Raw genomic sequence first — 11401 nt, forward strand, 5'->3', positions numbered from 1 at the left:
GACATCGGCCTCGTAGCCGACGCGACCGCGGTTGTCGCGCAGGCCCAGGATGAAGTCATGCGCCTCGGCCTTCTTCGCCGCGGCGATCACCTGCGCGTCGGTGGCGTCGGGCATGCCGAGCTTGATATTGTCGCGCAGCGAGCGGTGGAACAGCGCGGTGTCCTGGCTGACGACGCCGATATTGCCGCGCAGCGAGTTCTGCGTCACATGCGCGATATCCTGGCCATCGATCAGGATCCGGCCGCCTTCCAGGTCGTAGAGGCGCAGGATCAGATTGGCCAAGGTGGTCTTGCCGGCGCCGGACGGGCCGACCACCCCGACCTTCTCGCCCGGGCGCACGACGAGTTCGATGCCGTCGAGCACCCCTGCCCCCTTGCGGTAATGGAAGGTGACGTTGCTGACGTCGATGCGGCCGCCGGTGACGACCAGTTCGCTGGCGTCCGGCGCGTCGGTCAGGCCGAGCGGCTGCGTGATCAGCGCCTTGGAGTTCTCCAGCACGCCGAGGTTCCTCAGAATGCCGTTGAGCTGCATCATCAGCCGCCCGAGCAGCATGTTGAGCCTCAGCACCAGCGACAGGGTGAAGGCGACGGCGCCGACGGTGATCGAGCCTTCGACCCACAGATAGATGGCGAAGGCGGCGATCGCGGTGATCATGACGCCGGAGAGCATGGTCAGCGCCATGCGCACGCCGGTCAGCCGGCGCGTGAACGGCCGCAGCGCGTCGAGATAGATGTCGAAGCCGCTGCGGATATAGCGGTCGTCGCCATCGGCCGAAAACAGCTTCAGCGTCTGCACGTTGGAATAGGAATCGACGATGCGGCCGGTGATCATCGAGCCGGCCTCGGCGGTCGCCTCGGCATGCTTGCGGATCGCCGGCAGATAGAGCTTCGCCAGCCAGCCGAACGCCGCGATCCACACCACCACCATCACCGCCAGCCGCAAATCCAGCCCCGCGACCAGCGCCAGCGTGGTGACCGTATAGACGATCATGAACCAGACCACCTCGATGAAGCTTTCCATCAGGTCGCCCGTCGCCTGTCCCGCCTGCCAGACTTTTGTCGCGATGCGGCCGGCGAAATCGTTCTGGAAGAAGGCATAGGACTGACGCGAGACATGCCGGTGCGCCTGCCAGCGCACCAGATTGTAGAAGCCGGGCGTGATCGTCTGTTCGTCGACCAGCGCCGACAGGCCGACGACGGCGGTGCGGATGATGAGCACCACCGCGCCCATGAACAAGAGCTCGGGTCCGGCGGCGGTCCAAAGCGCTTGCCAACTCCGCTCGCCGGGCAGTTGGTCGAGGATATCGACCAGTCGCCCAACGAAATAGAACAGGCCAGCTTCGACCAGCGGGGCGATGCCGCCGATGATCAGCATGGCGAAGAAGGCGAGCTTGGCCTGGCCGACATAGTGCCAGAGGAAGCCGCCGACGCTGGCGGGCGGTCGCAGATTCGCGGGCTCGCGGAACGGATAGACCCAGTGCTCGAACCAGCGATAGATGGCTTGCATCATTCGGCGGCTTCACCTTTCGTCGCCAGATCCTCGGCCGCCTGCTTCTCCTCGAGCAGGAAGCCGCCCGACTGGCGCCGCCAGAGCTGGGCATAGAGCCCGCCCTTGGCGATCAGCGCCTCATGCGAACCGTCCTCGACGATGCGCCCTTTGTCCATCACCACCAGCCTGTCCATCGCCGCGATGGTCGACAGGCGGTGGGCGATGGCGATGACGGTCTTGCCCTGCATGAGCTTGTAGAGGTTCTCCTGGATGGCGGCCTCGACTTCCGAATCGAGCGCGGACGTCGCCTCGTCGAGAATGAGGATCGGCGCGTCCTTCAGCATAACGCGGGCAATCGCGATGCGTTGCCGCTGGCCGCCTGACAGCTTCACGCCGCGCTCGCCGACAAGCGCCTCATAGCCGCTCTGCCCATGCGGATCGGTCAGCCCGGCGATCACATCGTCGATCTGGGCGGCTTTCGCGGCGCTGAACATCGCCTCGTCGCTGGCCGACTGGCGCCCATATTTGAGGTTCTCGCGAACCGACCGGTGCAAGAGCGAGGTGTCCTGGTTGACGAAGCCGATCGCCGCGCGAACGCTCTCCTGCGAAACGTTGCGGATGTCCTGCCCGTCGATCAGCACCTTGCCGTCCTGCACGTCGAACAAACGCAGCACGAGATTGACCAGCGTCGACTTGCCGGCGCCGGAACGCCCGATCAGGCCGACCCGCTCGCCCGGCGCGATCTTCAGCGACAGATTGTCGATGACGCCGCCTTTGCCGTCCTTGCGCCAATAGTTGAAGTTCACTCGGTCGAACTCGATGCCGCCGGCGGTCACGGTGAGGGCCGGTGCCTCCGGCTGGTCCTGCATGACGATCGGCCTCGCGATCGTCGTCATCGAATTGCTGGCGACGCCGATCTGCCGGAAGACGTTGGCGCCGACATCGAGGATCCTGCCGGAAATGTTGGCGATCTGCAGCGCGAACGGTATCGCCGTCGCCACGGCGGCGGTGGTCATGGCGCCGGCGTTCCAGCCGGCGAGCGCCAGCCAGCTCACGGCGATAAGCAGCGCCGCGTTGAGGATGAACAGGGCCGACCACATCAGCGTGAAGACGCGCATCAGCTGGTAGAATGTATCGGCGTGCTCGACCACTGCCTGCGAGACATATTTGTCTTCATGCTCGCCGGTCGAAAATGTCTTGAGCGTCAGGATGTTGGTGTAGCTGTCGACCATGCGGCCGCTCACCTGCGACCACCGCTCCGACAGTTGGGACGAGCGTTGCGTGATCCTGGGCATCGCGGACCAGAAGATCAGGCAATAGAACACCAGCCACACAGCCACGACCGCCAGGAGAAGCAGGTCAAGCCGCGCCAGCACCACGATGGCGACCGCAACGAAGACCAGCGCGTACCATACGGCATCGACGGTGAGGTTGACGCTCATCTCCATCGAATCGCCGCTCTGCATGACCTTGGTTCCGATGCGGCCGGCGAAGTCGTTCTGGAAGAACGACCAGTCCTGGCGCACGACATGCCAATGGCTCTGCCAGCGGATGAGGTCGATGAGGTTCGGCGCGATGGCATGGTTGCGGATGAGCGCGTCGACAACCATCGACAACGGACGCAGCAGCACGACGAAGGCCATCAGCACGAGCAGCGGCCCATGCGCGGCGAAGAAATCGCCCGGCCTGGTGCTGGAGAGCAGGCCTACGATCAGGCCGACGAAGATCGGCAGCATCGCGTCCACGATGGCCGCGACGGCAACGATGACGATGCGCAGCCAATAGGCGGCGCGAAACTGCCTTATGAAATACCAGTAGAAGCGCCAAAGCCCCATTGGCGGCTGCCTGTCGTCGGCCAGCGCCACCGGCGAATAACGGCTTTCGAACCAGGTGAAGATGCGGTCGAACATTTCTCTCTCGTGGAGGCCACAAACCCGCCGGCGCCCGATCTGGTCGCCGGCGGGCCTCTGAGCATGCCGTGGTTACGCCTGGGATCGATTTCCTGCAATCGCCGTAACCTGTTGATGCCAATCGCGATCGCGTTACTCCGCCGCCATCTCGGTCGCCTTGGCGTCGGCCGGTCCGTCATCGAGCAGGAAGCCGCCGGACTGACGCTGCCAGAGCTGCGCGTAAAGCCCGCCCTTGGCGACGAGATCTTCATGCGAGCCCTCCTCGATGATGCGGCCCTTGTCCATGACGACGAGCCTGTCCATCGCCGCGATCGTCGACAGACGGTGCGCAATGGCGATGACGGTCTTGCCCTGCATCAGCTTGTAGAGATTCTCCTGGATCGCCGCCTCGGCTTCCGAATCGAGCGCCGACGTCGCCTCGTCGAGGATGAGGATCGGCGCGTCCTTCAGCATGACGCGGGCAATCGCGATGCGCTGCCGCTGGCCGCCGGAGAGTTTCACGCCGCGGTCGCCGACATGAGCATCGAAGCCCTTGCGGCCGTTATGGTCCGAAAGCCCGCCGATGAAATCGAGCGCCTCCGCCCGGCGCGCCGCCTCGATGAGCATCTCGTCGGTCGCGTCCGGCCGGCCGTAGAGGATGTTGTCCTTCACCGAGCGGTGCAGCAGCGAGGTGTCCTGCGTCACCATGCCGATCTGGGCGCGCAGCGAATCCTGCGTCACCGCCGCGATCTCCTGGCCGTCGACGAGGATCCTGCCGCTTTCGAGGTCGTAGAAACGCAGCAGCAGATTGACCAGCGTCGACTTGCCGGCGCCGGAACGCCCGACGATGCCGACCTTCTCGCCGGGCTTCACGGTGAGCGACAGGTTCTCGATGACGCCCTTCTGCTTGCCGTAATGGAAGCCGATGTCCTCGAAGCGGATTTCACCCTGGCTGACGGCGATGTCCTTGGCGCCCGGCCTGTCCTCGACCAGGCGCGGCAGCGAGATCGACTGGATGCCGTCCTGCACCGTGCCGATATTCTCGAACAGCCCGGACATCTCCCACATGATCCATTGCGACATGCCCCACATCCGCAGCACCAGGCCGATGACCACGGCGACGGCGCCGATCGTCACCGCCTGGCCGAGCCAAAGCCACAGCGAGATCGCCGTGACCGAGAACAGCAGCAGCGAGTTCAGGATGTAGAGCAGGCCGTAGAGCACCGTCACCAGCCGCATCGAGCGGTAGACGGTGTCGAGGAAGCTCGCCATGCCTTCCCTGGCGAAGGTCGCCTCGCGCCGCGCGTGCGAAAACAGCTTCACCGTCTGGATGTTGGTGTAGCTGTCGACGACGCGGCCGGTCATGGTCGAGCGCGCATTGGCCTGCTCCTCGCCGACCTTGCCCAGCCGCGGGATGAAAAAGCGCAAGAGACCGATATAGCCGACCAGCCAGACGGCGAGCGGCGCCGCCAGCCGCCAATCGGCCGAGCCGACGATGAACAGCATGCCGAGGAAATAGACGATGACGTAGTTCAAGACGTCGATCAGCTTGATCACGCATTCGCGCACGGCGAGCGCCGTCTGCATCAGCTTGGTGGCGATGCGGCCGGCGAATTCGTCCTGATAGAAAGCCATCGACTGCTTGAGCAGATAGCGATGCACCTGCCAGCGGATGCGCATGGGATAGTTGCCCATCAGCGTCTGCTGGTTGAGCAGCGAGTGCAGCCAGACCGTGCCCGGCAACGCGAACAGCACGACGAAAGCCATGCCGGCGAGCTTCCAGCTTTCCGTCTGCAGGAAGGTTTCGCGGTTCTGCCCCGACAGCCAGTCGACGATGCGGCCCATGAAGCCGAACATCCACACTTCGGCGATAGAGATCGCGGTCACCAGCACCGCATCCATGATGATGTAGGGCCAGGCGCCGCGTGTATAATGCACGCAGAACGCAACCAGCGTCCTCGGCGGCTCGACCGGCTCCGCGGCCGGGAAGGGATTGAGCCTGTTTTCAAACCAGCGGAACATTCCAGGCACTCACGATGCTATGCGCGCTCACGCGGCGCGGGATTGATGGGGCAGGTTTTGCGGCCGCGCAGCATTGCGGGCCGGCGATACGGAATCATCCGTCTCACCGGCCCTGCTTCGCGCAATATAGGGTGTCTTGGGCTTTTCGCCGACAGGCCCGTTCGACGGTCCCGACGGCCCCGAACTTGCCGACGACAAGCCTGAGCCTGCCCGGTTCCTGTCGCCCGGCCGGATCAGGCGGATGATCCGCCGCACCAGCGTGGGCCGGCTGTGGTCGGGCACCGCGCGCGAGAAATCGACGTCCGGCAGCATGCCGCGATGCGGCCTGCGCCGTTCCTCGGCATGCACCGCCGACGAATAGGTCTCGCCGATCAGCAGCGCCCAGGTCGCCGCCTTGCGCTCGTGCAGGCTTCTTGAACCCGGTATCTTGTAGGGATCGAACATTGGTCCGTCCTCCATATGCAAATGCGTTAAAAAAGGTGATGCGGCCTCGACCACCGGCATTCGGCCGAAGGCACGGATCGAATCGGTCGGAAGATGACGACAAGCATCAATCTCGACACGTTCAGCTGGGGCCCGGCGCCCCTTTGGCAGTTTGAAAAACATCGCAAGATTCCTTCGAAGGCCGAAAACTGGGTTCGGCGGGAATCGGTGCGATGAGGACTTAAAGTGTCAGAAGAATCGTCGTACCGAAACCGCCTGCGGGCATACGCGAGCCCCGGATGGGAGCTGCCCGGAGAGGAGCTGGATGTGCATGGTCATCATGTGTTCCCCTCCATTCGGTTCGGGTTGACGATGGTGGGCATATACTCGACTTCGCAGAAAATGGCCACCCGCCAGTCCAGAAATCGCCGAAAGCCGGAGATGCCTGTGGCCGATCTGCCACTTATTAGCAGGATGCGAAAATGAACGATCGTCTCCGCATCGCGCTCTACCAGCCGGATATCGCCGGCAACACCGGGACAATCCTGCGCTTCGCCGCCTGCCTCGACATCGGTGTCGATATCATCGAGCCGGCCGGTTTCCCGCTCTCCGACCGGGCGCTGAAACGGGCCGGCATGGACTACCTCGAAATGGCGGCGCTTTCCCGCCACGCCGACTGGCACGCCTTCGAGGCATGGCGAAAGGCGCATGCGCGCCGTCTCGTGCTGCTCACCACCAAGGCCGCGACCGCCTATACCGACTTTGCCTTCGCCGCCGGCGACATTCTTCTGTTCGGCCGCGAATCCGCCGGCGTTACGGAAGAAGTCCACCAGGCGGCGGATGCGCGACTGACCATTCCGATGCGGCCGGGCGCGCGCAGCATCAATGTCGCGCTCTCGGTCGCCATGGTCGCGGGCGAAGCGCTCCGCCAGCTCGGCTAAAGCAATTCCAGGAAAAGTGTGAAGCGGTTTTCCGTCCGGAATTGCGTCGAAACGACGAGCCAGCTTTCGCACTTGCGCTCCATCCCGAACCGCGGTCCCTTCCGCCGTTATTCTCGCCCAGGCGCACATCGCCCTTCTCCTGCAATTGCCCTATCGATGTTTCTTGGCTACAAGCTCAACTTAACTTGAGGTCAAGCGGGAAATTCGGGAATGGCTCCAGTGAGGGAATTGACAGTCGGCCAGGTGGCGATGCGCAGTGGCGTCGCGGTATCGGCGCTGCATTTCTACGAGGCGCGCGGGCTGATCCGCAGCCACCGCACATCCGGCAATCAGCGGCGCTACAGCCGCGACGTGCTGCGGCGCGTGGCGATCATCCGTGTCGCCCAGGAGGTCGGCATTTCGCTCGCCGAGATCGCCCGGGCGTTCCAGTCTCTGCCCGAAGAGCGCACGCCGAACCGCGAGGACTGGAACCTGCTTTCGACAGCCTGGCGCGACGCGCTCGACCATAAGATCAGCCAATTGAAAAAGTTGCGTGACGGCCTGACCGACTGCATCGGCTGCGGCTGCATGTCGATCGACAAATGTCCGCTGAGGAACAAGGAAGACCGGCTGGCCCGAGAGGGCACGGGCGCGAGAAGGTTAATTGCCCCCTGAATAGGAGCACTTATCAAACAAAAAGAAAGGAGGCGACCATGCGAGGGCACCTGATCCAAGCAGAGGAGCAGACACAGCTAATCACTATCTACCGGATCGATTCTGGCGGTGTGCCCACCCTTTTCACCTCCGTGAGCTTCGATGAGGCGCGGAAAATGGGTCTGGAAAAATTCGGCAAGTTGCTTGGCGAGAACCTAATTCTGGATTCTCCAAAATTGCGCGATCTGTTTTTGCAGTGACTTTCTCAATCCGCCGCCGGCAGCCGCCGCATGGTGAACTCGATCACGTCGCCCGGGCGTTCGAACCAGCTTTCGATCTCGGTCCAATAAGCCTGCTTGGGGAAACGCTCGAACCATTCCTTCGCTTTGAGGCGCGCGGCGGGCCTCGGCAGCACGAAGGTCTCGCGCAGGAAACCGTCGCGCGGCTGGTCTGCGCGCTCGGCGCGCGAGCGCTCCAGTCTTTTCTTCAAGCCATCCAGCGGCGGTCTTGCCGGGGTGCGCACGAAGGAACTCCTTTGCACCTGGGTCAGACAGGACTTGACCCTTGCCTTTAAGAGATTAGGGATCGCGCGCAGAAAAAACGAGTCATTTGTCAGGCGAGCGGGCCTGTGGCTGGAGACGGATTTGGAACGACCTGACCTTCCCGTGGGGCTGCCGGCCGACATCGAGCCGAAGAAGATGAAGGCCCGCCTCTGGTTCGAAGCGCTGCGCGAGCGCATCTGCGCCACATTCGAGCAGCTCGAGCAGGAGCTCCAGGGACCGCTGTCCTCATGGTCGCCCGGCCGTTTCGAGAAGACGCCCTGGGAACGCGACGAAGGCAAGGGGGGCGGCGGCACCATGTCGATGATGCGCGGCCGCGTCTTCGAGAAGGTCGGCGTGCACACCTCGACCGTCCATGGCGAATTCTCGCCCGAATTCAGGAAGCAGATTCCGGGCGCCGACGAAGACCCCCGATTCTGGGCGAGCGGCATCTCGCTGATTGCGCATCCCTGGAACCCCAACGTGCCGGCCGTGCACATGAACACGCGCATGGTCGTCACCACGCGCCAGTGGTTCGGTGGCGGCGCCGATCTGACGCCGGTGCTCGACCGCCGCCGCACCCAGGACGATCCCGACACGATCGCCTTCCACCGCGCCATGCAGTTCGCCTGCGAGAAGAACGCGGCCGTCGCCGACTATCCCAAATTCAAGGCCTGGTGCGACGAGTATTTCTTCCTGCCGCACCGCAACGAGCCGCGCGGCATCGGCGGCATCTTCTTCGACTGGCTGCATTCGGACGAGGACAAGGGCGGCTGGGACGCCGATCTCAATTTCGTCCAGGATGTCGGCCGCTCTTTCCTCGTCGTCTATGCCCATCTGGTGCGGGCCAATTTCAACCAGAACTGGACCGACGATGAGCGCGACGAACAGCTGATCCGGCGCGGCCGCTACGTCGAGTTCAACTTGCTTCACGATCGCGGCACCATCTTCGGCCTGAAGACCGGCGGCAATGTCGCCTCGATCCTTTCCAGCCTGCCGCCCGAGGTAAAATGGCCGTAACGATCCGGTGAGCGCGGCGATGGCCGCATTGCTGTCCCATTCGCCGAATCTTGGCCGGCAATGTGGCAGGGACAATATCTTTTTCGTCTAATATCCTTTTGAAAAAATTGAGTTATTTAGGACTGTCGGGTCGGGAAGCGCCGGCGGTCGAAGCGGAATCATTTGTCTCCCGCCGGCCGTGATCCGACGCGACTTGACGGCCCTGACCAATGAGGGCGCCTTGCCAAACGGCGCGCCCGCATTCCAGGAGAGCATGCCATGCGCAAGCTTATCGTGACGGCGGCAGCAGCCGCCTTTCTCGCCTCCGGTGGCGCCGCGTTCGCCGCGGTCAAGCACACCACGGGGACCGTGAAGAGCTTTGACGGAACGGCCATGAGCCTTGTTCTGGACGATGGATCGACATTCAAGCTGTCCAAGGCCTTCAAGGATCCGGGTATTCAGGCCGGCGAGAAAGTCCGCGTGTCCTGGGACATGAGCGGCAAGAACAAGGTCGCCGAGGCCGTCAAGATCATGAAATAACGGCCTTGCTCCGAAGGTCCAGTTCTCGGGCAGCAGGGAAAGGCGGGGCATGGCGCTCCGCCTTTCCTTTCCGATCCGCGACAGGGGACTTTCGATGCAACCGAACCGTCCGACACGTGTTATGATAGTCCGGCAGAGCAACCGGAAGAGGCGCGCCGCCGTTTCCCTCCCGGACTGCCAGGACAAAACGCCAGGGGCGGGCGGCCAAGGTCGAACCACCCCGCGCCGGAGCAATTCCAGGAAAAGCGCGTAGCGGTTTTCCGTTCGGAATTGTGTCAAACAAGGAGATGGAGCGGTTCGCCGTTTCAGTGAAACGCTCTAGGAAAGGAAGAGCCATGAAGGAATTCCAATGCGGATCGCTGGTTCCCGGCTGTGACTGGCACACGCGCGCCGAGGAGGAAGCGGAGGTCATGCGCCGCGCCGTCGAGCATATGCGTGAGACGCATGGCGAGACCATCATCCGCGAGACGATGATCGAGGCGATCCGCTCGCGCATCCAGAAGGTTCGCGACGCCGCCTGAGCAGCCAGATCCCGGAATTCGACTGCCAAACTTTCCGCCGGCGATCTCCCGGGTCGCCGGCGGAAACATTTTCCCGATAATTCAAGCAAATTCTTATATTCATAGCGGCTTAGATAACCTCGCGGTAACGGTGCGCGTGCGATTCTGCGACCCATGATCCGGCCGGAGGGGCTGCCCGAGGAGCCTTCGCCATCAAGGCGCTGTCCGGAATGGTGGGGCGAGGTGCTTCGCGCATGCGCGAGCGGTCCAACATCGGAGCAGGTCTCTGCGCGGCGGCGCTCCTGTCGTGCGCCCTCCTCTTTGCCTCCGCTGCAATGGCCCAGGAATGGACGACCTCGCTCGTCGATATCCATCAGGGCTCTCCGCTCAGCGACAAGGCCAGGGGCCTCGGCAGCGGCGGTTACGAGTTGCAGAGCGGGAGCTGGGTGTCGTTCAACCACTGGTACAGTGCCAACTGGGTCGACATGCATGTGGACCTTCTCACCCAGATCACACCCGATACCGGCATTCTTTGGGGATTTGGCACAGGCGAGCAAGCCGAGAAATACCGCATCGAGCCCAGCCTGAAGCTTGGCTTTCTCACCCAGGTCCATCCCAACCCGAACAGCACCCTGTCGCTTTCGGTCATCTCGACCATCGGCGGCGGCCTCAATGAAAAGCCCTGCGAAGCCGACTATGGCGAGCTGGGCACCTACAGCGTCAATTGCCGGCTCGCAGCCGGCGTGACGGCGCCGGAGGAAACCTTGAAATACCTGGTCAGCGCCAAGCCGGAGACCATGCATCTCTGGTTGAATTACCGTCTCACTTTCTGATCGCGGGAGCCGCAAATGAACATCATCTCGTGCCCGAATTCGCGCCCGTCCAGGTTCTCGTTGGACTGGAGAATGACCATGAAGTTGGGCGTTGCGGCCGCTTTTGCCATCCTTTCGGCGCCGATTGCCTCGGCGCAGGAGGTTCTCAGCGCGGACGAGACGGCTGCGCTCTGCCATGGCGGCGGCTCCATCTGCGTGAGCGCAACGATCCCCGCGCGGTCGACGCAGGCCGTCCAGAGCTGGATGAGCCCGGACGTCGGCGCCGCATGGGCAGCCGGCTACAAGGGCAAGGGCGTCACCGTCACCATGGTCGACGACTTCAGCAGTACGTCGCGTTTTTCCGGCAATTTCGGGATCGGCGTGCAGATCCAGCGGCATGGCGAATGGACGCGCGAGGAAGCAAGCATGATCGCTCCCGCCGCGACCATCCGGTCCAAGGATTTCTCGAACGGCACGGCCGTTTCGCTGGCGAGCGGCCGCAACGTGCTCAACCTCAGCTACGGCATGTACACCACCGCGGGCTACAGCACGAGCCAGATCTGGTGGGCTCCGGAGGAGTCCTCGATCATCTCCTACGCCACCAAGGGCTCGGCC

12 protein-coding genes and 1 pseudogene are annotated in these 11401 nt (G+C 63.3%); 8 read left to right on the top strand and 5 right to left on the bottom strand.

Annotation, left to right across the window (positions count from 1 at the left end; genetic code table 11):
* The 4 genes from EOD07_RS08220 to EOD07_RS08235 all read right to left on the bottom strand — a co-directional run.
* Positions 1 to 1509 (bottom strand): ABC transporter ATP-binding protein (locus EOD07_RS08220; protein WP_164772126.1); only part of this gene is annotated, 1509 nt, incomplete at its 3' end.
* Positions 1506 to 3398 (bottom strand): ABC transporter ATP-binding protein, encoded by a 1893-nt coding sequence (locus EOD07_RS08225; protein ID WP_127234952.1) that lies wholly within the window; start codon positions 3396 to 3398, stop codon positions 1506 to 1508. The genes EOD07_RS08225 and EOD07_RS08220, both read right to left, overlap by 4 nt.
* 132 nt (positions 3399 to 3530) lie before the next feature.
* Positions 3531 to 5399, bottom strand: a complete 1869-nt coding sequence (locus EOD07_RS08230; RefSeq protein WP_127234955.1) for an ABC transporter ATP-binding protein — start codon at positions 5397 to 5399, stop codon at positions 3531 to 3533.
* 27 nt (positions 5400 to 5426) lie between these two features.
* Positions 5427 to 5843: a hypothetical protein gene (locus EOD07_RS08235; RefSeq protein WP_083354840.1), complete on the bottom strand. Its 417-nt coding sequence runs from the start codon at positions 5841 to 5843 to the stop codon at positions 5427 to 5429.
* 461 nt (positions 5844 to 6304) lie between these two features.
* Here EOD07_RS08235 and EOD07_RS08240 point away from each other — a divergent pair, with 461 nt between their 5' ends.
* The 3 genes from EOD07_RS08240 to EOD07_RS08250 all read left to right on the top strand — a co-directional run bounded on the left by EOD07_RS08240 (position 6305) and on the right by EOD07_RS08250 (position 7656).
* Complete coding sequence (locus EOD07_RS08240; protein WP_127234958.1) at positions 6305 to 6763, top strand: tRNA (cytidine(34)-2'-O)-methyltransferase; 459 nt, start codon at positions 6305 to 6307, stop codon at positions 6761 to 6763.
* A gap of 210 nt (positions 6764 to 6973) precedes the next feature.
* Positions 6974 to 7417 (top strand): redox-sensitive transcriptional activator SoxR, encoded by a 444-nt coding sequence (gene soxR, locus EOD07_RS08245; RefSeq protein WP_127234961.1) that lies wholly within the window; start codon positions 6974 to 6976, stop codon positions 7415 to 7417.
* 38 nt (positions 7418 to 7455) lie between these two features.
* Positions 7456 to 7656 carry a hypothetical protein gene (locus EOD07_RS08250; protein ID WP_127234964.1) on the top strand — a complete coding sequence of 67 codons (201 nt, stop codon included), beginning with the start codon at positions 7456 to 7458 and terminating at the stop codon, positions 7654 to 7656.
* 5 nt (positions 7657 to 7661) lie between these two features.
* On the opposite strand, the gene EOD07_RS08255 is transcribed toward EOD07_RS08250, so the two are convergent.
* Positions 7662 to 7919, bottom strand: a complete 258-nt coding sequence (locus EOD07_RS08255; protein WP_040989701.1) for a hypothetical protein — start codon at positions 7917 to 7919, stop codon at positions 7662 to 7664.
* A 121-nt stretch (positions 7920 to 8040) separates the two neighbouring features.
* On the opposite strand from EOD07_RS08255, the gene hemF reads away from it, so the two are divergent.
* The 5 genes and pseudogenes from hemF to EOD07_RS08280 form a co-directional block, all read left to right on the top strand.
* Positions 8041 to 8955, top strand: a complete 915-nt coding sequence (gene hemF, locus EOD07_RS08260; protein WP_127234967.1) for an oxygen-dependent coproporphyrinogen oxidase — start codon at positions 8041 to 8043, stop codon at positions 8953 to 8955.
* Positions 8956 to 9213: 258 nt separating this feature from the next.
* Positions 9214 to 9474, top strand: a complete 261-nt coding sequence (locus tag EOD07_RS08265; protein WP_040989703.1) for a DUF1344 domain-containing protein — start codon at positions 9214 to 9216, stop codon at positions 9472 to 9474.
* 335 nt (positions 9475 to 9809) lie between these two features.
* Entirely contained in the window at positions 9810 to 9995 is a 186-nt protein-coding gene (locus tag EOD07_RS08270; protein ID WP_040989704.1) for a DUF1059 domain-containing protein, read from the top strand.
* A gap of 233 nt (positions 9996 to 10228) precedes the next feature.
* Positions 10229 to 10807, top strand: coding sequence for a hypothetical protein (locus EOD07_RS08275; RefSeq protein WP_127234969.1), 579 nt, complete (start codon positions 10229 to 10231; stop codon positions 10805 to 10807).
* A 78-nt stretch (positions 10808 to 10885) separates the two neighbouring features.
* Positions 10886 to 11401 (top strand): annotated as a pseudogene (locus tag EOD07_RS08280) (peptidase S8 and S53 subtilisin kexin sedolisin); the annotation flags it as partial.

This window comes from Mesorhizobium sp. M2C.T.Ca.TU.002.02.1.1 (assembly GCF_003997225.1).